The sequence below is a fragment of the Synechococcus sp. CS-1328 genome (genome assembly GCF_025128095.1).
In the GTDB taxonomy this organism is placed as follows: Bacteria; Cyanobacteriota; Cyanobacteriia; order PCC-6307; family Cyanobiaceae; genus CBW1002.
Window position 1 is genome coordinate 12,451 of sequence record NZ_JAHLYT010000039.1, and the last position, 21,708, is coordinate 34,158.

Genomic DNA, 21,708 nt, shown 5'->3' on the forward strand with positions numbered 1-21,708 from the left:
TCAGGCCCCATGGTCGGCAGAGGGTCTGACGGAACTGTGTCTGGCCAGGGGGCCAGGTGTGACCGGATCGGAATGGATCGAGCGGCCCCGCAGACCCACGGCAAACCCACCCCCCTGCGGCCCATCGCCGCGGCGGCAATAGAGCGCTCCGCCGTGCATCGCCGCCACCCGGGCCGCGATCGCCAGACCGAGCCCACAGTGGCCCTGGCCGCCGCGGGCCTCATCCAGCCGCTGGAACGGCATCAACGCCTGCTCCCAGCGCTCAGGAGGAATACCGGCGCCCCGATCCCAGAGCTCGATGCAGAAGGTCTCCGGATCGTCCCTTGCTGCATCCACTGCTGCATGAGCTGCTGCATCAGATGCCGCGGCGCGCAGCACCAGCCGCAACGGCGGCACGCCGTGGCTGAGGGCATTGTCGATCAGGTTGCCCACGGCGCGGGCCAGGGCGGTGGGCTGCACCACCCGCTCCAGCGGCTCCAGATCCAGCTCCAGCACAGCCGGATCGAAGGCGGCCGAAAGCTCAGCCAGCAGCTGGTCGAGCGGCAGACGCACCGGCGTTTCGGCATCGGCGCCACCGGCAAAGAGCAGAAACTGGCTGGTGATCCGCTCCAGCGCATCCAGGTCGGCCTCGGAGCGGTCCCGTTCCTGCTCGGAGAGGGGCGCAAAGCTGAGCCTCAGGCGCAGGCGCGTGATCGGACTCTTGAGATCGTGGGCGATGCCGGCCAGCATGGTGGCCCGCTCCCGCTCACTGCGCTCCAGCCGCTGCACCATGGCGTTGAAGCGCAGGGTCAGCCGACGCACGGCACCGGTGCCGCGCTGGGCCAGGGGCGGCAGCTGGGCCTCGCGGCCCACCCGGCCGAGGGCCTGCTCCAGCTGGGCCAGGGGGCGCTGCACCTCCAGCCAGAGGAAGGCCAGACCCGCCAACCCGCCACCCGAGACCAGGGCGAGGCTGAGCACGAGCGGATCGGGGGGCCAGCGCGAGGCCGGCGGCAGGGCCGTGAACAGCCACACCGGCTCCAGGGGAGACAGCAGCTCCACCCACACTCCCCGGGCCTCAAGACCTGCCGGCACCACGGCGGGGCAGCTGTTGAGGCGCTCGCACAGCTCCAGCCGCAGGCGGCCGGCCTGCCGGTAGAGACGTCGATCCCCCGTGGGCAGGGGCCGTGGACCCACCCGCAGGGGCAGACCGGTGAGCCGGGCCACGGCCGATGGGGGCAAGCGCTCCAGGGCCAGTTCGCCGAGGCGCAGATTGAAGGCCACCTCCTGGCCGAGCTGGGCGATCTGGGCCCGCTCCAGACGCCGCGCCAGCAGTAGTTGCAGCAGCAGCAGGCTGAGGCCGAAGCCGGCGGCGGCGACCAGCAGGAAGCGCAGCAGGATCAGCAGGCTGTGGCGCCGAAATCCCGCCGACGGGCTAGCGACTGCGGGGTTGTCCATCCGGTACGAAGACGTAGCCGTAGCCCCAGACCGTCTGGATGTAGCGGGGTCTGGAGGGGTCCGGTTCCACCAGGCGGCGCACCCGCGACACCTGCACATCCATGCTGCGGCTGTCGGTCTCGGAATCGGGCCCACGGGCCAGCTCGATCAGGCGTTCGCGCGACAGCGGCCGATGGGGATGCTGCACAAAGGCGCTGAGCAGGCTGAACTCTCCGCTGGTGATCACGATCGCCGCCTCCCCCCGCCGCAGGGTGCGGGCGGCCAGATCGAGCTGGTTGTCGCCGAAACACACCTCCTGCCCCTCCGCCATCGGCGTGCCGGCCGGCAGAACCACCCGCCGCCGCAGCACGGCCTCGATGCGGGCGCTCAGTTCCCGCGGCAGGAACGGTTTGGCGAGGTAATCGTCGGCCCCCTGCTCGAGCCCAATGATCCGATCCACCGCATCGCCACGGGCGGTGAGCATCACCACCGGCAGATCGTCGCCGCGATCGCGCAGCCGCCGCAGCAGGGTGAGGCCGTCGTCGCCGGGCATCATCACGTCCAGCACCACCAGGTCGGGGCGCTGGTTCTCGAGCCGGGCCATCAGCTGGGCGCCACCCGCCAGACAGCGCACGTCGTAGCCCTGATCGGTGAGGTAAGTGCCGAGCAACTGCCGCAGCTCGGGATCATCATCCACCACCCAGATCCGTTGTGTCTTGCCCATGGCGGCAGGGGGGAGGAGGGGAACGGGCCGGCATGGCCTGGGCCGACTGTATGGAGAGAAGCGGCGTGCCACCGCTGCGGAAGGATCTGGTCACACCTGGGGCTGAGGCTGGTCACAACCAGGGGCAGCGCACTCCATAACCTTGTCCCATGGGGACTTCCGGCCCGCCACCACTGCTGACCGCCCTCCGGCTGCGGCCGGGGCGCCGGCAGCGGCGGCTGGCTGCCCTGATGGTCGGCACGGCCGTGGCTCTGGCCGCGGCCGTTGCTCCATCCCCGCTTCTGCCCGCCGGTCCGGCGCAGGCCATGGAAGTGGCCCAGCAACAGCGGGATCTCGAGACCTACCGCCAGCGGCTGCAGGAGCTGTTCCGGCGGCTGGACCGCAACGCCGACCAACGCCTCGATCGCAGCGAAGTGCGGGGCCATGCCTACATCGAAAAGCATTTCGAACGGCTGGATCGCAACGGCCGAGGCCAGCTCAGCCCCGCCGACTTCGTGCCCCAGAGCGCTGCCTTGCAGGGCGAACGGCTGCGGATGATGTTCCTGCGGGCCGATCAGAACGGCAACGGCCGGATCGAACGGGGCGAAGCCAAGGGCTTGCGGTGGTTGCAGGAGAACTTCAGCCAGGCCGACCGCAACGGCGATGGCGGCGTCAGCCTGCAGGAACTGGGCGAGCTGCGGCGGCAACGGGCGGGATCCGGATCCTGATGATCCAGGTCCGCCTACAGCCCGTAACCTTCAGAGTGGGGGTAAGGCCTGGTTTTCGGGCTTGTTCAGCGAGGAACACCGTCTCGAGCTTTTCCCCCACGACGACAGCTCAGGCGTCCGTGTGCTCTGTTGATGCTTTTCCAGCCACTGGCCCAGCGGCACCGGCAACCCGAGTGGATGGACCAGCCCGGCATCGATCCCGCCGCCCACACCCAGGCCCTGGAGGGTCTGCGCAGGATCAACGCTCTCAGTGGTGCCGTGGGATCCCTGCTTGCTCCGATCCGTTCCCTGGCCCGGGAGCACAACGGACAGCCCCTGCGGGTTCTGGATCTGGCCTGCGGCGGTGGGGACAACACCCGTGCCCTGGCGGCAAGGGCCCGCCGCGAAGGGCTCGCTGTACGTGTCGACGGCTGCGACCTCAGCCCCCAGGCGGTGGCCATGGCCTCACGCAGCTCCAGGGAGCGGCATCTTGACGGAGTCTTCTTCCAGGCCGATGCCCTGAAGGATCCCCTGCCTGACGGCTACGACGTCATCCTCTGCACCCTCTTCCTGCACCATCTCGACGACGAGGCGGCCGTGGATCTGCTCAGCCGGATGGGTCGCGCCAGCCGCCAGCTGGTGTTGGTCAATGACCTGATCCGCAGTCCCCTGGGCTACGGGCTGGCCTGGGCGGGCTGCCGCCTGCTGAGTCGCTCCCCGATCGTCCATTTCGATGGACCCGTCTCGGTGCAGGGCGCCTTTCAGTTGGAGGAAGTGCGCTCCCTCGCGGTCCGGGCGGGCCTCGATGGCGCCGTGATCCGGCGCAGCTGGCCCGAGCGCTACCTGCTGTGCTGGCGCCGGCCAGGCGGCCCGCCCCAGCCTTGATGAGCTCTCCGGACTGGGACGTGATCGTGGTCGGGGCCGGGCCCGCCGGCGCCCTGGCCGCCCACCAACTGGCCCGTTGCCGATTGCGGGTGCTGCTGGTGGAGAAGCGGGCCTTTCCCCGCTGGAAGGTCTGCGGCAGTTGTCTGAACGGCGTCGCCCTCAGGGCCCTGGAGGACGCGGGACTGGGCCACCTGGTCGACGGCCAGGGCGCTGTTCCCCTCGCCCGGCTCCGCCTCGGCCTGCAAGGCCATCAGGTGGACCTCGCCTTACCCATGGGCCGATCCCTTTCCCGGGGCCGCTTCGATCTGGCCCTGAGTGAGGCTGCCGTAGCTGCCGGAGCGGTGTTGCGCCTTCAGACCGAGGCCAGCGTGGGCGGCCCCTGTCCCGGGGGCCGGAGTGTACGGCTGCGCTCCGGCGACGAGCACCAGACCACCAGCGCCCGGGTCGTGCTGGTGGCCACGGGGCTGGGCAGTTCCGGGCTGGATCCGACCATCCCGATCCAGTCGCGGATCAACGCCCACGCCAGGGTCGGCGCCGGCTGCCGGCTGGACGCCGAGGTGAGCGGCTATGGCAGGGGCACGATCCACATGGCCATCGGCCGGCACGGCTACGTGGGGCTGGTGCGCAACGAAGACGGGGACCTCAACCTGGCTGCGGCCTTCGACCGCACCCAGCTGATCGCTGCCGGAGGTCCGGCCGCCAGCGCCGCCGCGGTGCTGGCCGAGGCCGGCTTCGATCCCGTGCCCCAGGCCAGCGGGGCCTCCTGGCGGGCCACCCCGGCCCTCACCCGCCAGAGCACACCCCCGGCGGCCGAGCGGCTGCTGCTGCTGGGGGATGCCGCTGGCTACGTGGAACCCTTCACCGGCGAGGGCATGGGCTGGGCCCTGGTCGGGGCTCTGGCGGCGGTGCCCCTGGTGCTGCAGGGGCAGGAGGGCTGGAGCCGGGGCCTCGAGAGGGAGTGGGCCCGCCGCCATGCCCGTCTGATCGGATCGCGGCAGCGCTTCTGCCATGCCCTGGCCTTCGCCCTGCGGCGCCCCGGCCTGAGCCGCAACCTGCTGGCGGCGGCCGAGCGCTGGCCGGCGCTGACCGCGCCACTCCTCCAGCAGCTGGGTGGTGCAACCCTGGAACGTCTGACCCCAGAGCCATGTCCCTGACGATCCACGGCCTGGGGACGGCCCTGCCCCCCCATCGCATCACCCAGGGCGACGCTGCCGCCATCGCCGCCGAGGTGGCCCTGCCCAACCAGGTTCCCTCTGCGTCCCAGCGCCGGCTCCTCGAGACGCTCCATCGCCGCTCAGGGGTGGCCACCCGCCACAGCGTTCTGCTGGAGCCCACGGGCACGGAGTCCTGCCAGCAGCAGTCCTTCTTCGGACCCACCAGCCCTGGCACCGCAGAGCGGATGCGTCGCTACGCCCAGGAAGCGCCAACGTTGGCCCTGCGGGCTGTTCTCGCTGCCCTGGACCAGGCGCAGCTGCCCCCCGAACGCATCACCCACCTGATCACGGTGTCCTGCACCGGCTTCCAGGCGCCCGGCGTCGATCTCGCCCTGATGACCGCCCTGCCGCTGCCCACCGACGTGGCCCGCACCCATGTGGGGTTCATGGGTTGCCATGGAGCCCTCAACGGTCTGCGGGTGGCTGCCGGATTCACCGGGGCTGATCCTGAAGCCTGTGTCCTGCTCTGCGCCGTTGAGCTCTGCAGCCTCCACCTGCAGTACGGCTGGGAAGCCGAGCGGATCGTGGCCAATACCCTCTTCGCCGACGGCGCCGCCGCCCTGGTGGTCTGCGGGACGGAGCCTGAGGCTGAGACGCCGTCAGCCCCTGGGCTGCGGCGCTTGATCGCCAGCGGCTCCCTGCTGGTGCCCGACAGCACCGAGGCCATGTCGTGGGCAATCGAGGATCACGGCTTCGCCATGGGCCTGTCCCCACAGGTTCCAGACCTGATCGCGGAGCATCTGCGGCCCTGGCTGACCGGCTGGCTGGCCGTTCATCAGCTGACGCTCGCTGCCATCGGCTCGTGGGCCGTGCATCCCGGCGGGCCCCGCATCCTCTCAGCGGTGACCGAGGCCCTGGGGCTTGATCCCCTCCTGATCGAGCCCTCCCGATCGGTGCTCAAGGACTGCGGCAACATGTCGTCGCCGACCCTGCTGTTCATCCTCGAGCGTCTGCGGCGCAGCGACGCTCCCGGCCCCTGCCTGGCCATGGCCTTCGGCCCGGGCCTGTGCGTCGAGGTGGCCCTGCTGGCCTGAGGCGCTGCAGGAGAAAGCTGCCGGGGTCGTTATGGCAGCCTTCTGACGATGCGGAACGAGCAGGTCGTGCAGAGCTCTGACTCACCGCTCCCATCGGTGGCTTTCCTTGGGCTTGGTCAGCTCGGAACGCCGATGGCGGCGAATCTGCTGGCCGCCGGCTTCCCCCTGACGGTTCACAACCGCACCCGCACGGCGGAGGAGCCCCTGGCTGCCGCCGGCGCTGCGCGGGCCTGCTCACCAGCGGATGCGGCAGCCACAGCAGAGATTCTCTGCCTCTGTCTGACCGATGGTGCAGCGGTGGACGAGGTGCTGTTCGGCCACCAGGGCGCCGCCGCTGCTCTCCCTGCGGGCGGATTGGTGATCGACTTCTCCACGATCGATCCCTCGCAGGCGAAGGCCTGTCATGACCGCCTCAGGCTCCTTGGCCTCGATCTCGTCGATGCCCCAGTCACGGGGGGGACCGAGGGCGCCAAGGCGGGAACGCTTTCAGTGCTGGTCGGAGGCGCGGATGCCACGGTCGATCGGGCCAGGCCGCTGTTGCAGGCCGTCGGCAGGACCGTGACGCACTTCGGGCCGATCGGATCAGGCCAGCAGGTCAAGGCGGTGAACCAGGTGCTGGTGGCCGGCAGCTATGCGGCGGCGGCGGAAGCCATGGCCCTGGGCCAGCGGTTGGGGCTGCCGATGGAGCTGGTGAGACAGGCGCTCTCTGGCGGTGCCGCAGGCTCCTGGGCCCTGGAGCACCGCGCAACGGGGATGCTGGAGGGCCGCTTCCCCCTGGGGTTCAAGCTCTCCCTGCATCGCAAGGATCTGGCCATCGCCCTGGGGGCCGCCGCGGCCTCGGACCTGAACCTGCCCATCAGCGAGCGCGTCGCCGCCATGGAAGACAGCCTGATCGAAGCCGGCTTCGGCGAGGAAGACGTTTCGGCTCTCGCTCGGTGGTTCACCCAGTGAGGCCGAGCCTCTGAGCAGACACCCCATCTAAGCGATCTGTTTCCCTGAGGGCGCGACCGGAGGGGTGAGGGATCAGGTCAAGCACCCTGGACGCACTGCTGGCCGTACTGAGATACCGCGCTGTCATCTCGCCCCACCACTAGCCAACCCTTGAGGCTATGCAGGCCATGCCGGCATGGCCGTCAGCCGACGAAGCCGCATGACGCAGACGACGTGTGCCGCAGACGTGTCCTGCCTGGCTCGCTGGTTGCAGCGCTGACGCCGCGGGAGAGCCGTCCTAAGGTGAATTGTTTACCTCCAGGTGCAGGAGAAGGAATGGGCCAGAGCAGCATTGCCGGACTCGACCTGCCGAACTACGCCCGCGATCTCAGCCAGGAGATCCCGGCCCTGATGCAGGCCAACGCCATTCCGGGGGCGGTGGTGCTGATCGAATCGCCGCAACAGGGGAACTGGCGCCAGAGCTTCGGCGTGGGGGCGCTCGGCACGGAGCGGGCGATGCGGATGGACGATCACCTGCGGGTGGGCAGCAATACCAAGACGATGACCACCACGGTGATCCTGCAGCTGGTGGAGGAAGGAAAGCTGCGGCTGGATGATCCGGTATCGAAATTCTGGCCCGATGTTCCGAATGGCAAGAACATCACCATCGCCCAGCTGGCAAAGATGCGCAGCGGGCTGTTCAACTACAGCGAAGATCCAGGGTTCAACGCCAAGCTCGATAGTGATCCACAGAAAGGGTGGCGACCGAAGGAACTCCTGAAGATCGCCTTCTCCCATCCGCCCAACTTCGCCCCCGGAGCCGAGTTCGAATACAGCAACACCAATTACATCCTGCTCGGCGGCATCATCGAGCAGCTCACCGGTCAGAGCGCCAGCGAAGCCTTTGAAGAGCGCATCTTCAAGCCACTTGGCCTGACGGACTCCCTGCTGCCCCTCCGCAAGGATTCCTCCCTGCCCAAACCGCATCCGCAGGGGTACCAGTTCGGCACGAACCTGGAGACCATCACAAGCCTGGCCTTGCCCCCTGCCGAGGCCCAGGCGGCGGTGGACGGCACCCTCGAGCCGATCAACGCCACCCGCGACAACCCCTCCTGGGGCTGGACGGCGGGATCGGCGATCTCCACCGTGGACGACCTCTCGGTCTACGTGAAGGCACTGGTGGAGGGCGGCCTGCTGGACAAAAAGATGCAGCAGCGCCGGCTACGCAGCATCAAGCCGATCGATCCCTCCAACCCTGAAAATGCCGGCTACGGCCTTGGCCTGGTGCGCTTCGGACCCACCATCCTCGGCCACGACGGCCAGCTGCCCGGGTTCATGAGCTTCATGGGCCACGACCCGAAGACCGGAAACACGATCATCGTGGGCACCAACCTCACCGCTTCGCCGGTGACGGGGGAAGGGTCCGCCCTGATCCTGGCCAAGGCGATCCTGCGGGAGCTCTACGGGGCCTCCGCCGTGCCAAGCGGCAGTCCCTCGGCCGCCCCCCCTCCGGCCGTCGGCGAAGCTGGCAGCCGCGCGGCAGGCGCCCTTGCCGCCACGGGGCCAGGTAGCGCGGACGGAGTCCCCCTGCCCACCAGCCTGATCCAGGCCGATCCGGCCCAGCTCGACCTGCTGCGCCAGCTCTACGCGGCGGACGGGTCCGGCATTCACCGCCTGCGCTACGGCCTCACGGCGGCCGGCTTTGACAACGGCAACCTGGCCGCCGGGCTCGGCACCCCGCCGATCACCTTCGCCGCCAGCCCGGAGGAGCAGGCCTTCATCAACCAGGTGTTCGCCCGCCTGGCCGGCGTGATCCGCCTGCAGGCCAGCCAGGAGAACAGCCTGGCCAGCCCCCTGCAGGTGGTGTCGGTGCAGCAGGTGCGCGACGACGACGGCTTCAGCGACGCGATCACCGGGATCACCTACACGGCATTCAGCTTCCTGGTGGAACCCTCCGGGCAGCGCTCGGTGATTGCGGCCGAATCGGGCGTGACGATCGAAGCAGAACTCAATGACGATCCAGGCCTGAGCGCCTCGGAACAGCGCACAATCGTGCACGAGATTGGCCACGCCCTTGGCCTGGAGCATCCGGGAGGAAACCCCGATGATCCCCGCTTCAGTGATCTGGACACGATCATGTCGTACCGGGTCGGCGGCGACACGCCGGCCACCTGGTTCTCCAGCACGGATCTGCAGGCTCTGGCGGAGATCTGGGGAGCCGCCTCAGTGGCCTCACCGGCCATTCCTGCCGATCCCGGTGGCGTGCCGGTGCCGGAGCCGTTCGGCACACCGGGCAGTCCCGACCGTTTCGTGATCCAAGCCGTGACGGGCCGCTCGATCGGCGGTTTCGAGAGCGGCCTCGACACCGTGGTGGTGGCGGCTGGTCTTCTGGGCGGCAACGCGGTCCGCTTCCGGGTGGTGGACGGCAACCGCAAATCCCTGAAGAAGGGCCTGGCCTCGAAGGCCTCACTGGTGTACTGGGAACCCCGCGGCCAGCTGTTCCTCAACACCAACGGCAAGGCAGAGGGCTTCGGCAAGGGCGGTGGCCTGCTGGCAGCCCTGGACCCGTTCACGCCCCTGGTCGCCACGGACATCCTGCTGGCCTGAGCCTGCTGGCCCTGACCCCTTCAGGGTTGCAGGGCCTGCCGATCCGCCACGACGCGCACCAGCTTGGTGGCGCTGACGATGCCCTTGGGATGCACCAGCAGGATGGCCCAGGTCTGGGAGCCGGGGGTCGTGGGTGCCTGCACGGTCTTGAACAGGCCGCCGCCGCCCAGGGCACCGAGCTGCAGATCCGGACTTTCCACTGCCGACAACTGCTCGGCGGTCAGGGGCACGATGCCGCCGGCCGCCACGGCACCTTCGAGGGGGTCATCGAACAGCACGTCCACGTCATAGCGCTGGCCGGTGAGCACCGCATCGGGGATCAGCAGGCTCACGGGCAGGTCGGCGTCACCACTGCGCAGGATCGACTGCTCGCGGATCACCATCTGGCCGTTGATGCGGCTGCCGCTGCTCTCGAGGGCGAGTTGCTGGGAGGCCTCGAGGCGGTAGTTGTAGGGCCCATCCTGCCGCTGACCGGTGACCTTGACCGTGACGGTGGCGCGGCCATCCCGCAACGGAGCAGCCGGTGTGATCTTCCAGCGGGCATCGGGGAACAGCTGGCGCAGGCTGCTGTAGCGGGCCTCCAGCTCATTCGGATCGAAGCCCGGACCGGCCTCCAGCAGGGCCGCCAGATCCTTGCTGGCGGAGCTGTTGAGCGCCGTTTCCAGGGCCTGCAGCAGGGCTGGCGTGGGAGGCGCGGCCCAGGCGGCAGGGAGCCCGGTGATCAGGCCTCCCAGCGCCACAGCGGCGGCCAGGCCGCTCTGGAGCCAGCCAAAGCCGGCGCGCTGTGCACGGCGGGATGAGGGGGAAGCGGGGGAAGCGGGAGAGGGGGAGAGCGGCAGGAAGGTCAAGCGGTGGAGCGGCCCGGGCATGGCTTTTAAGTTAGGCGCGGCCGCACGCCCCGCCCATGCCCAGGCTTCTGATCGCCGCCAGTGGTACGGGTGGCCATCTGTTTCCAGCCCTGGCAGTGGCAGAGGCCCTGCCGCCCGACTGGAGCGTGCAGTGGCTGGGGGTGCCCGACCGGCTGGAGCGCCAGCTGGTACCGAGCCGCTATCCGCTCCACACGGTGCGGGCCGGCGGATTGCAGGGGCGAGGTCTGCGCAAGCTCTGGAATCTGCTGAAGCTGCTCAACGCCACCCGGGCCGTGCGCCGTCTGATCCGGCGGGAGCAGATCACGGTGGTGTTCAGCAGCGGCGGCTACATCGCGGCACCGGCGATCCTGGCGGCCCGCTGGTGCGGCGTGCCGGTGGTGCTGCACGAGAGCAATGCCATCCCCGGCAAGGTGACGCGCCTGCTGGGCCGTCTCTGCAGCCGTGTGGCGGTGGGGCTGCCGCAGGCGGCTGAGCGGCTGCCCCGCTGCCGGCCACTGGTCACCGGCACACCGGTGCGCCAGGCGCTGCTGGAGCCCGCCCCCCTGCCGGACTGGGTGCCGGCCGGTGACGGCCCCATGCTGCTGGTGGTGGGCGGCAGCCAGGGGGCCCTGGGCCTGAACCGGATGGTGCGGCCGCTGCTGCCGAAGCTGGTGGCGGCCGGCTGCCGGGTGGTGCATCTCACCGGCAGCAACGATCCCGAGGCCGGCCAGAGCAGCCTCAGCGGCCTGGTGGAGCGGCCCTTCAGCGAGGCCATGGCGGGCCTGCTGCAACACGCCGACCTGGCGATCAGCCGCGCCGGGGCCGGCAGCCTCAGTGAACTGGCGGTGTGCGGCACCCCGGCGATCCTGGTGCCCTTCCCACAGGCCGCCGACCACCATCAGGACGCCAATGCGGCAGCAGCGGCGGCGGTGGAGGCGGCGGTGATCGTGGCGCAGCAGCCCCCCTCAGACCCATTGCTGGAGCAAACCCTCTGGCGGCTGCTGGGGCCGCGGCTGGGGGGAGAGCCGGCCCCTCCCGATTCCGATCCCCTGCTGAGCCTGCGGCGGGGCATGGAGCGCCTGGCCGTGCGCGATGCCGATCGGCAGGTGGCGGCGCTGCTGGTGGAGCTCGGCGAGGCAGACGCCGAACAGCAGCCCCAGGCCTGAGAGCTGTCTCAGCTGCAAGCTGCCTCAGCTGCAAGCTGTCTCAGAGGAGCGCCATCTCAGCGGAACGCCCTCTCACCCCTGCAGGCCGCAGCGCCCCCACTCCACGGCCAAACCCTGGAGCAGGCGGCGATGGCGCCGCCGATCCTGCAGACCGATCCGCAGCCAACCCTCCCCCAGCCCCTCGAAAGAGCGGCAGCCACGCAACAGGATGTGGTGGCGCTGCTCCAGGGCCAGCCGCAGCGGCTCGAGCGACGCTCCACCGGCGTGGCGCACCAGCAGGAAGTTCGCCGCCGAGGGCATCGGCATCAGCCCCGGCAGTGCCGCCAGCTGGGCGGCCAGCCAGGGCCCTTCCGCCGCCACCCAACGCTGCACCCGTGCCGTCCAGCGGTCACGCCGCGGCCCATCGGCGAGCCAGCCGGCCACCATCGCCGCCGCCGGGCCATTCACCGGCCAGGGATCCCTCCAACGGCTCCAGCGCTGCAGGCGCTGCGGCGCCGCCAGGGCATAGCCCAGCCGCAGGCCAGCGATCGACAGCAGCTTCGTGAGGCTGCGGATCACCACCAGGTTGGGATGGTGCGGCAACAGGGGCACCAGGGATTGGGCCTCTCCGGCGGGAACCAGCGGCAGGAAGGCCTCGTCCACGATCACGAGCCGGTGACGCTCCAGCAGCGGCGCCAGGGAATCGCGGCTCCAGAGCTGGCCGCTGGGGTTGTGGGGATTGGTGATCCACAGCACCGGCGGCACCGGCGAATGGCCTGTGGACTGGTCATCACCGAAGCCGGTCTGGTCTTCAGCAAAGGCCGCCCCCCAGTGCTGGGGGAAGCCGGCCGGCCAGTCGAGCCGCAGGTGCAGCGGCCTGCTGGCGCCCCCCCAGGTGGCCAGGGCCCGCCGGTAATCGGCGAAGCCCGGTGCCGGCAGCGCGCTGACGCCGGTGGCGGCCGCGTCGCGTGCCGCCCAGGTGAACAGCTCGGCAGCGCCGTTCCCCGGCAGCACCCATTCCGGCGGCAGGCCGTGCAGGGCGGCGATCGCCTGACGCAGGGCGCCGTAGCTGCGGTCGGGATAGTCGCGCAGCGCCGGGCCAGCCATGGCCGCCAGAGCGGCCAGGCGCATCCGCAGGGGCGGCCCGAAGGGCACCAGCGAGGCGCTGGCATCGAGCAGATCGGCGGGGCCGCAGCCGAGGCGAGCGGCGATCGCCACCCGGTTGCCCCCGTGGATCTCAGGCGCCACCCCCTCAGGCGGCACCCCCGCAGCCGACAACGACTCAGCCATCACCGGTTCAGGTGTCACCGGCGAAGGCATGGCACAGCAGCGGCCGGGAAGCGGCTTGGACGCTAACTGCCCGTACCAGAACCGAACGGTTTGGCGCAGCGTTCTGGCGGGCCTGAAAAGCACCGCCAGTCGCCACGGTGAAGGAGTCGCATCTGAGACCGGCTGCCCAGACTGCCGCCGTCCGCCTCCGGTCCGCCAAATCCGCAGAGACGGGACCAAGTTGCATCGAACCTATACGGACCGAGTAACATGAATTTAGATCAGAAAAGCAGAAGCAAGTTATGCCACTCATTGCATGTCCCGACTGCAACTATAGCGTGTCTTCAGAAGCTCCATATTGCCCAAAATGTGGTTGCCCAATAAAAGACAAAAGCCCTAGCGCCATACCGCATGGCGCCAATGCACTGTCTCGGCATCGATGGAACACCTTGCAGAAAGCTGCTTTTGCTTCTTGGGGAATTGGCGCGCTTCTAATTTCGATTCCTGCCATTCTTGTTTTTGCCTCAACGCCTTCTAATCCTTTGCTCTATATTATTACCATTTTCATTGGTGTTGTAGCGCTTGCCCTAGGAGGCACACTTCACCAAGCGAACATAGGCATAGAAAACCGGAACCGCCTACACCGTTGAGCGTGCGATGGCTACCGGTGTGCCGCTGACCATGGCCGAGATCGCCGGGCTGATCGGTGCCCGCAACTGCTGGACCCTGGAGCCGGATCGGGACGACCCAGACGCCTGACCAGCAACGGCGACCCTGCAGGCCCCCGATGGCGGCGGCACAATTCAGGGATCTCCGCCCTGGCTTTGTGTCCGCCCCGCTGCAGCCGGTGATCGAGGCCGTGAACCGGGTGCTGCTGGGCAAGGAGCAGGAGGTGCGCCTGGCCCTCGCCTGTCTGCTGGCCCGCGGCCATCTGCTGATCGAGGATCTGCCCGGCGTGGGCAAGACCACCCTGGCCGAGACCCTGGCCCGCTGCTTCGGGCTGGCCTTCAAGCGGGTGAGCTTCACCAGTGATCTGCTGCCGGCCGATCTCACCGGCATCAACGTGTTCGATCCGGCCACCGCCAGTTTCCGCTTTCAGGCCGGCCCGGTGTTCACCCAGGTGCTGCTGGCCGATGAGATCAACCGGGCCAGCTCCCGCACCCAGAGCGCTCTGCTGGAGGCGATGGCGGCGGGGCGAGTGAGTGTGGATGGCACCAGCTATCCGCTGCCGGAGCCGTTCTTCGTGATCGCCACCCAGAACGGACTCGATCAGATGGGCACCGCGCCGCTGCCGGAATCCCAGCTCGATCGATTCCTGATGCGGCTCAGCCTCGGCTTCCCGCCGCGGCAGGCGGAGCGCGCCCTGCTGGCCGGCGAGGGGCGGCGGCCGGAGGCGATCGGCGCCGTGCTCTCGCCAGCCCAGCTGCAGGAGTTGCAGGAGCGCAGCGCCCGCCAGACCTGCACCCTGGCCCTGCTGGATTACGTGCTCGATCTGGTGGAACTCAGCCGCCGCGCCGACATCCCCGGCGCCCCCCTCTCCCCCCGTGCCGCCCTTGGGCTGGTGGCGGCAGCCCGGGCCTGGTCACTGCTGGAGGGGCGCGACCACGTGCTCCCTTCCGATGTGCAGGCCGTGCTGGCGCCGGTGTGTGAACACCGGCTGGATGGGGGTCAACCCCTGAGTGACGGCGGCGGGGCAGCTGGCAGCGGCTTCAGCGCCCGCCTGCTGGCGGACGTGGACGCGATCCGATGAAGCTGAGTTCCCCGGAAGAGCTGGTGACGCGCCTGGTGCCACCCCAGCAAGGGGATCCGCTGCTGCTGGGGCTGCGCAACCTCTACATCGTGCCGACCCGCTTCGGCTGGCTGTGGCTGAGCGGTGGAGCGCTGCTGCTGATCGTGGCGATCCAGACCCAGCGGAACGGGCCGCTGCTGCTCAGCTATCTGATGCTGGGGCTGATGCTGCTGGCCCTGCACCTCACCCACTTCAACCTGCAGGGCCTGGAGCTGCGCTGCGGCGACCCGGCGGCGGGCTTCGCCGGCACGCCGCTGGCCTACCCCCTGATCGCCCGCAGCCGCCACCGCCGCGAGGGGCTGCAGATCAGCTGGCAACCAGCCAGCCATGGGAGCCCAGCCGCAGCCCCCCTGATGCTGACGCTGCGACCGGGGGAGCAGAGCCTGGCGCTGCCCTGGATCCCGCCCCACCGCGGCTGGCAGCGGCCCGGCCGCCTGAAGCTGGTGAGCACGGCACCGCTGGGGCTGTTCCGCTGCTGGAGCCGCTGGGAACCGCCCCGGGCCCAGCTGATCTACCCCCGCCGCCGCCCCGGTCCGGTCGCCAGCCTGCCGGTGGAGAGATCCGAAGACGGCCCCACCAGCCAGAGCCGCTGGGAACGGGAAGGCAGCGAACAGTGGCGTGACCTGCGGCCCCATCGCCCCGAGGATGGCAGCAGCCGGCTTGCCTGGAAGCCCTTCGCCCAGGGCCGCGGCCAGCTCACCAAGCAGTTCTCCGCCGAGGCCGGCGAGCCGCTCTGCCTGGCACCAGCCGTTGGCCTGCCCCGCGAGCAGGCGCTGGAACACCTCAGCGAGCGGATCTGGCAGCTGGGCCATCAGGAGGCGGTCTATGGCCTGGAGCTGCCCGGCCTGCGGCTGGAGCCCGGCAGCGGTCCCAGCCATCGGGAGGCCTGCCTGCGGGCCCTGGCCACCAGCCCATGACCCAGCCTCTGCCCCCTGCCTCGCCGTCGGCGCTGGTGTTGCCCCCCAAGCGCCTGCAGTGGGTGGTGACCGGCCTGCTGGCGATCGGGCTCACGGGCCTGGATCCGGGCCTACCGCTGAGCTGGCCCACGATCGTGTTGGTGGTGATGGCCGCCCTGAAGCTGCGGGAGGCGCGCTGCCGCGCCGAACGGCGGCTGGTGGCGCTGCTGCAGCTGGTGGGCGCCGGGCTGCTGGGGGCCCAACAACCCGACCTGCTGCCCAGCGCCCTGCAGCTGGCGATCACCCTGCTGGCACTGGCGGGGCTGCTGGGTCTGGAACTGGAGCTGAGCCTCAGCTGGCGCCAACTGGTGCGGCGCAGCGCCCAGGTGCTGGCGGCGGCACTGCCGATGGCCCTGGTGCTGTTCCTGCTGCTGCCGCGGATCGGACCGCTCTGGACCCTGCCGCAGGGGTGGGGCAGCGCCGCCGTGACCGGCCTGAGCGACAAGCTGGATCCAGGCGGCATCGCCTCCCTGGCCAGCAGCGCGGCGCCGGCGGCACGGGTGGCCTTCAGCGACAACCAGGTTCCAGCGGAGAGCGAGCGCTACTGGCGGGTGCTGGTGCACGACTGGTTCGATGGCCAGAGCTGGCAGCGGCGTGAGCTGCGCTCTGCGCCCCCCTTGACGGCCCCGGTGCAGGAGCGCACAGCCCCACCTGACACCCGTGCGCGCCAGTTGTGGCTGGTGGAGCCGAGCCGGTTTGAGGCGGTGCCATGGGACGGGCAGTCCGAGCCCCACAGCGACGACCTGCGCCTGCGCTTCGATGGCGAACTGCTTCTGAAACGACCGCCGCGGGAACGGCGCCATTACCAACTGATCAGCCAGGAGCAGACCAGCCCCTGGCAGCAGCGACCCCCTTCCCTGATCGATCTGGCCCTGCCGAAGGGGGCCAATCCGAGGCTCGAGGCCCTGGGTCAACAGTGGGCCCGCCTGCCGGAACCCCGCCAGCGCCTGGCCGCCGCCGAGGACTGGTTCCGCAGCCAGCCGTTCCGCTACACCCGCAGCCCCGGCACCCTGCCGCGGCGAGCTGGCCTCGACACCTTCCTGTTCGAGCGGCAGCAGGGCTTCTGCGGCCATTACGCCAGTGCCACCACGGCCCTGCTGCGGGCAGCGGGCGTGCCGGCCCGGGTGGTGAGCGGCTACAGGGGCGGAACCTGGGTGCAGCCCTTCGGCGGCGAGCCCTACCTCGACATCCGCCAGGCGGAAGCCCATGCCTGGAGTGAGGTGTGGCTCGATGGCCAGGGCTGGCTGCGGCTGGATCCCACCACCTGGGTAACACCGGAGCGCAACACGGCGGCAACGGCGGCGCTGCAGGGGCAGGCACCGCTGTGGTGGCGCTGGGGCCAGCGGCAGTGGTGGGGCATCGACCTGGCCTGGAGCCGCTGGTGGCTGGGCTTTGATCGGGAGGGCCAGGAGGCCCTGCTTGACACGCTGCTGGGGCGCAACCGGCAGTGGCTGGGGGCCTTGATCCTGGCGGGACTGGGGCTGGGACTGGCGGCGAGCCTGGCGTTGCTGCAATGGGGGCAGCGCCAGCGGGATCGGGCACCGCGGGCGGACCGGTCTCGGCGGGAGCTGGAGCGCTGCCTGGTGGCGTTGCGCAGCATGGGGTTGGAACCAGCCCCAGCCGAACCGCTGGAGCAGTTCTGCGCTCGGGCCGGAGAACGGCAACCCGAGCTGCAGGAGCCCCTGGAGGCCCTGGGAGCGCTGTATCTGCAGCTCCGCTTTGGCAGCCGTGGCACCGGGGAAGGGCCGGGGGCCACCCAACGCCTCAGCGGCTACCGGCGCCAGATCGAGCGCAGTTGCGCAAGGCTGCGGCGCCAGGGGCTCCGCCGCTGAGGGGTTGCGTGAGGCTCAGATCACCGGGTCTGCATAGGCGATCACCAGATCACTGCCGTTGAGGTCCAGCCCCGGCGTGAGCTGGGCGATCACCCCACCGGCCTTGCCGAAGCCCTTCTTGTCCCCATTGGCGTTGAAGAACAGGCGGCCGGAATCGGCATCGTAGATGTAGGGGCTCTCGGCGAACTTGGCCTCCTTCTTGCCGTCCACCGTGACCAGCCCCTTGCTCGACTGGGTGCGCCCTTTGAAGGCCTTGTCTACCTTGGAGCCCCGGGGCACGTTGTTGATCTGGATCCGGTCTTCGATGGGATTGAAGTCCACGAAGGTATCCACCGAAGGCCCGCCGAAGGGAAGCACGAAGGTGTCCGCGCCGAAGCCACCAGTCACCTCATCGGCCCCAGGGCCGCCTTCGAGGATGTCGGGCCCACTGCCACCGGTGAGCACATCGTTCTCTGGGGTTCCCACCAGGATCTGGGTGGTGTTCAAGAAGGGATCGGCGCTGAGAATCATCCCACCACCGGAAGATGGAGGTCCCTCGGAGATCACGATGGTGTTGCTGGTGCCATCTGTGGGTGTGGGTGTTGGAGTCGGTTGCGGGAAGAAGGTGTTGCTGGTGCCGTCGGTGATCGGAGGGAACGTGGGCAGCGTGGGGGTTGGCGCCGGAGTGGGGGTCGGCGTGGGCGCAGGCGTACCACCGCCGCCGCCACCCGGCGAAGGCGTGGGCGTGGGGGTGGGGGTTGGAGTTGGAGTTGGTGTGGGCGTAGCGACCGGCGGCGGCTTGTCGATCGTGACTGTTTCGAAGCCGTAGAACTTGTTGGTGCCAAGTCGATAGAACGTTCCGGACACATCCGCCGATGGTCCGTTAGCGGTACCGGCCGGCAGACCGCTGTAGTCGGCCCGGATCAGCAGAACATCGTTCGTGCCATCACCACCATCGATCACGGTGTTGGTCATCAGGCCGAACACCTCAACCTGATCGTTCCCTGTGCCGGTATTCACCGTCGCGCTTTCGGATGTACCAAGCCTCACCACATCGTCGCCGGCTTCTGTATTGAGGGTGGCGAAGCGGAGGCTGGCGAGCCCATCGGGAGGAGCCAGGAGGGTGGAGGTATTGCCCACCAGGCCGATCGTGGGGGTGTCGTTGCCAGCCCCCGTGGAAACCGTGATCGGATTGGCACCGGTTCCCACCGCACCGCTGAAGGAGGTGGTGTTACCCGCAAGGTCACCCAACCAACGGACGGAATCGACGTTGAAAGTGATCAGCGAGGTACCACCATCGGTGCCACTGTCCGCCGGCGGCGGCTTGTCGATCGTGATCGTCTCGAAGCCGAAGAACTTGTTGCTGCCCAGCTGATAGAAGCTTCCGGATGGATCAAGACCATTGACGGTGCCCGCCGGCAGCACGCTGTAATCGCCACGAATCAGGAGAACATCATTCGTGCCATCGCCACCATCGATCTCGGTGTTGGTCATCAGGCCAAACACTTCCACCTGGTCGTTGCCCGTGCCGGTGTTCACCTTGGCGTTTTCAGAGGTGCCAAGGCGCACGATGTCGTCGCCAGCATCCGTATTCAGAGTCGCGAAGCGGAGGCTGGCTAGACCATCCGGAGGAGCCACAAGTTCCGCCGTATTACCATTCAGGCCGATGATGGGAGTGTCATTCCCGGCACCGGTGGACACCGTGATGGGATTAGCCCCCGTACCAACGGCCCCCTTGAAGGAGGTGCCATTGCCAGACAATGACGCCCACCTGGCACTATCAACATTAAAGGTGATGACATCAGGGTCATCACTCACGACGACATTGGCATCAATATCGGCCACAATCGTCGTACTTGCAACAGTGCCGTCCGAAAAAACAAATTCCTCGATTCCAGAGTAAGTATTTCCGGAAACATCTTGAAATATAATTACATCGGTAACGGCGTCTTTCGTGTAGGCTAATTTATAGGAAGAACGGGTCCCTGGAAGAATGATCCTGTCCACACCCCCGCCACCAAGAAAGGCTGAGGCCGTGGCATTGCTTTTCAGCTCAATAACATCATTGTCGATCTCAGCGTCCGTACCGGCGGCCACCAATGCGTTTTGAGCCGTCTGCAGAATCAGGCTGTCAACACCCGCTCCTCCTCGAAGCGTGGCATCTTTGAATAGGCCTTTTACCTCAAAGCTGTCTGCCCCAGCACCCAAGTCGACAGAGGCTTGATCGGCGCTCCCGATCACCACGATATCGTTACCGAGCTGGGTATTCAGCGCCGCGAACTTCAGAGCACCTACCAGGTTCGGCGTATCACTGGCATCACCGGTGAACACCTGCACGAGATCGGTAGCAGTACCGGAGATGCCCTGCAAGAACGTGCGGTTGAAGCGGAATGCTTCCCAGAGGTTAGAACCATCGGCAATCGTGGAATTCAGCTCGGGGGCTTGGTTTTCCGCACCGTTGAGGAAATATTCAGGCTGACCAAAGATCACGTCACTCTCTTGCTGGGCATAAAGCACCAAATCAAAAAGAATGTCACCAAATCGCAAACGCTCAAAGCCTGAGATCTGATTATTATTTGAAACCGCCAAATAATCCAGCTCACTCAAGATAGAATCGAGCGTTACAACTCCATCGCCATTGCCATCCTTGAATTCGATATCCCAGTCGAAGCGAGAACCCTTCAGTTCAAGCGAGTCTCCAAAGGGAACCTCCTCAAGAGCAAGATCATCGCTTAACACAAGGCTGGAATAATCAGTGCTCGTCCCACCCTTGAAGACAGACTGCCAAGGCATAAGAGCCGCGACGGTATCATCGCCGGCACCGCCAAAGATATTGGACTGAAAGATATACCCTTGCGATTCATCAATGCTCACCTCTGAGCGCACTGACTGCACAATCCCCTGCCCGGCAAGGCCAAAGTAATCGTCGCCCCCTCCAAGTCGGATAGTTGTCAAATCAAGCGCATTGACATAAACATCAAGCACGCCGGGCGGATATCCAATCGCTTGGATTACGTCTGCGCCATCAGTTGTACTGAAATTGCTAGAACCATAGCGAGGGACCTTCAGACCATTAGAGTCGAGATTAAAGGCTGGCTTTCCGTCGGTGCCAATGGAATACTCAAAGAAAAGACCATAATCAAAGCCCCCCACAAGTTCTGGCGGGACAGGAAGAGGATAGGCAGGGTCAACGCCAACAACCTCAAACAATGTCAGCGGAACGCCAACGGAGGCGTTGGGTGCAATGGTGACATTCCCGACGGAGCGGCCAAAGTTGAGCGTGGTGAATCCAGACGTGGTTTGACTGACATCCAGAATGGTGGTCTGAACAGTGCCGCTGGTGACTGGCTGGGTAGCACTGGTGAGGGTGACGGAATAGGTTTCGCTGAGATCTTGCACCCCATCGGTAGACGCATCCAAGCCAAAGCTCAGCAATGACGACCCCGTTGCCAGGGTTGCACCGGTTCGATTCGTGGCCGTGAGTGTTACGGCGCCAGTGGCGGGATTTGTGCTGACGCCACTCAGAACAATTCCGCTGGGTGCTGTGATTCCGGCTGCCAAAAGTGCTGCGAAATCCAAGCCTTCGGTGGCTGTTCCACTGGCCGTATCGAGTGTGAGCGTGATGCTGCTGCCTGCCGCCAGGGAGACACCATCCAGCGCTACGGAATAGGCAGCACTCCTTGCACCTTCCACCACGGTGGCCGGCCCATCCAGTCGAATTCCGGCAGTAACGGCAACTTCACTGATCGCGGTGGTGACCCGCCCACTGGTCACTGTGGCCGCCGTGCTGCTGAGATTCACCGCGAAGGATTCTGTTCCTTCGGCAAGAGTGTCGGGAATGGTGTCGAGCGAAAAGCTCAGCAGAGAAGAGTTCGCGGCCAGATCTCCACCACTCGAATTCGTGGCTGTCACAGTCACCGCACCCGTGGCGGGATCCGTGCTAAAACCACTCAGGGTGATCCCGGTGGATGGGGTGAAAACCGTGGCGGTGGTCAGAGAGGAGAAATCTGTACCTTCTGAAGCCGTACCACCCGCCGTGTCCAGGGTGAAGGTGATGCTGCGCCCAGCAGCAAGACCCACCCCATCCAAGGCCACCGCGTAGGGGCTGGTTGCCGCCCCCTCGCCAACCGATGCCGGACCACTCAGGCGAATCGCCGCGGCATCGTCGTCATTGATCGTGGTCGTCGTCACCGTTGTGCCGCCTTCCACGCTCACGCCGGCGCCGCCGCCGATCGTCACCGTGTAGGTCTCGTTCGCCTCATTGAACGCGTCCTCCGTCGTCGCGATCCCGAACGTCGCCAGCGCCGCACCGGCCGCCAGATCCGTTGCGCCGCTGTTGGTCACCGTCACGGTCACAACGCGACCGGCGCCCGTGCTTGTCACCAGCGTCAGACCCG

The 21,708-nt window shown here is 67.7% G+C and carries 15 protein-coding genes; 10 read left to right on the plus strand and 5 right to left on the minus strand.

All coding sequences use genetic code 11. From position 1 onward, the window contains the following. Both KQ310_RS06540 and KQ310_RS06545 read right to left on the minus strand, forming a co-directional pair. Window positions 1-1,434, minus strand: coding sequence for an ATP-binding protein (locus tag KQ310_RS06540; RefSeq protein WP_259720966.1), 1,434 nt, complete (start codon window positions 1,432-1,434; stop codon window positions 1-3). Then, complete coding sequence (locus tag KQ310_RS06545; protein ID WP_259720967.1) at window positions 1,412-2,137, minus strand: response regulator; 726 nt, start codon at window positions 2,135-2,137, stop codon at window positions 1,412-1,414. Before KQ310_RS06545 ends, KQ310_RS06540 begins: the two co-directional genes overlap by 23 nt. Window positions 2,138-2,286: 149 nt before the next feature. Here KQ310_RS06545 and KQ310_RS06550 point away from each other — a divergent pair, with 149 nt between their 5' ends. The 6 genes from KQ310_RS06550 to KQ310_RS06575 all read left to right on the plus strand — a co-directional run bounded on the left by KQ310_RS06550 (window position 2,287) and on the right by KQ310_RS06575 (window position 9,493). Beyond that, a complete protein-coding gene (locus KQ310_RS06550) occupies window positions 2,287-2,844 on the plus strand; it encodes an EF-hand domain-containing protein (RefSeq protein ID WP_259720968.1) in 558 nt (185 codons plus the stop codon). 132 nt (window positions 2,845-2,976) lie between these two features. After that, window positions 2,977-3,708: a methyltransferase domain-containing protein gene (locus tag KQ310_RS06555; RefSeq protein WP_259720969.1), complete on the plus strand. Its 732-nt coding sequence runs from the start codon at window positions 2,977-2,979 to the stop codon at window positions 3,706-3,708. Further along, entirely contained in the window at window positions 3,708-4,862 is a 1,155-nt protein-coding gene (locus KQ310_RS06560; RefSeq protein ID WP_259720970.1) for an NAD(P)/FAD-dependent oxidoreductase, read from the plus strand. Before KQ310_RS06555 ends, KQ310_RS06560 begins: the two co-directional genes overlap by 1 nt. Next, complete coding sequence (locus tag KQ310_RS06565) at window positions 4,853-5,956, plus strand: type III polyketide synthase (RefSeq protein WP_259720971.1); 1,104 nt, start codon at window positions 4,853-4,855, stop codon at window positions 5,954-5,956. Before KQ310_RS06560 ends, KQ310_RS06565 begins: the two co-directional genes overlap by 10 nt. 48 nt (window positions 5,957-6,004) lie before the next feature. Further along, a complete protein-coding gene (locus KQ310_RS06570) occupies window positions 6,005-6,907 on the plus strand; it encodes an NAD(P)-dependent oxidoreductase (protein ID WP_259720972.1) in 903 nt (300 codons plus the stop codon). A gap of 315 nt (window positions 6,908-7,222) precedes the next feature. Beyond that, window positions 7,223-9,493, plus strand: a complete 2,271-nt coding sequence (locus KQ310_RS06575) for a serine hydrolase (RefSeq protein ID WP_259720973.1) — start codon at window positions 7,223-7,225, stop codon at window positions 9,491-9,493. A gap of 20 nt (window positions 9,494-9,513) precedes the next feature. On the opposite strand, the gene KQ310_RS06580 is transcribed toward KQ310_RS06575, so the two are convergent. Continuing rightward, on the minus strand, window positions 9,514-10,341 hold the full coding sequence (locus tag KQ310_RS06580; RefSeq protein WP_311134711.1) for a hypothetical protein: 828 nt from the start codon (window positions 10,339-10,341) through the stop codon (window positions 9,514-9,516). Between the two features lie 56 nt (window positions 10,342-10,397). Between KQ310_RS06580 and murG the strand changes: the two genes are divergently transcribed. Beyond that, on the plus strand, window positions 10,398-11,507 hold the full coding sequence (murG, locus tag KQ310_RS06585) for an undecaprenyldiphospho-muramoylpentapeptide beta-N-acetylglucosaminyltransferase (RefSeq protein WP_259720974.1): 1,110 nt from the start codon (window positions 10,398-10,400) through the stop codon (window positions 11,505-11,507). A 72-nt stretch (window positions 11,508-11,579) separates the two neighbouring features. On the opposite strand, the gene KQ310_RS06590 is transcribed toward murG, so the two are convergent. Further along, window positions 11,580-12,776, minus strand: a complete 1,197-nt coding sequence (locus KQ310_RS06590) for a histidinol-phosphate transaminase (protein ID WP_259720979.1) — start codon at window positions 12,774-12,776, stop codon at window positions 11,580-11,582. An 805-nt stretch (window positions 12,777-13,581) separates the two neighbouring features. Between KQ310_RS06590 and KQ310_RS06595 the strand changes: the two genes are divergently transcribed. Genes KQ310_RS06595 through KQ310_RS06605 form a run of 3 tightly spaced genes read left to right on the plus strand, consistent with a single transcriptional unit; the run spans window position 13,582 to window position 17,332 of the window. Further along, on the plus strand, window positions 13,582-14,505 hold the full coding sequence (locus KQ310_RS06595; protein ID WP_259720975.1) for a MoxR family ATPase: 924 nt from the start codon (window positions 13,582-13,584) through the stop codon (window positions 14,503-14,505). Continuing rightward, window positions 14,502-15,461 (plus strand): hypothetical protein, encoded by a 960-nt coding sequence (locus tag KQ310_RS06600; protein WP_259720976.1) that lies wholly within the window; start codon window positions 14,502-14,504, stop codon window positions 15,459-15,461. Before KQ310_RS06595 ends, KQ310_RS06600 begins: the two co-directional genes overlap by 4 nt. Continuing rightward, a complete protein-coding gene (locus tag KQ310_RS06605; RefSeq protein WP_259720977.1) occupies window positions 15,458-17,332 on the plus strand; it encodes a DUF3488 and transglutaminase-like domain-containing protein in 1,875 nt (624 codons plus the stop codon). The genes KQ310_RS06600 and KQ310_RS06605 overlap by 4 nt, the downstream gene beginning before the upstream one ends. 15 nt (window positions 17,333-17,347) lie before the next feature. Here the strand turns inward: KQ310_RS06605 and KQ310_RS15845 are convergent, their stop codons facing one another. Beyond that, entirely contained in the window at window positions 17,348-21,661 is a 4,314-nt protein-coding gene (locus KQ310_RS15845) for a Calx-beta domain-containing protein (protein ID WP_311134712.1), read from the minus strand. Window positions 21,662-21,708: the final 47 nt, after the last annotated feature.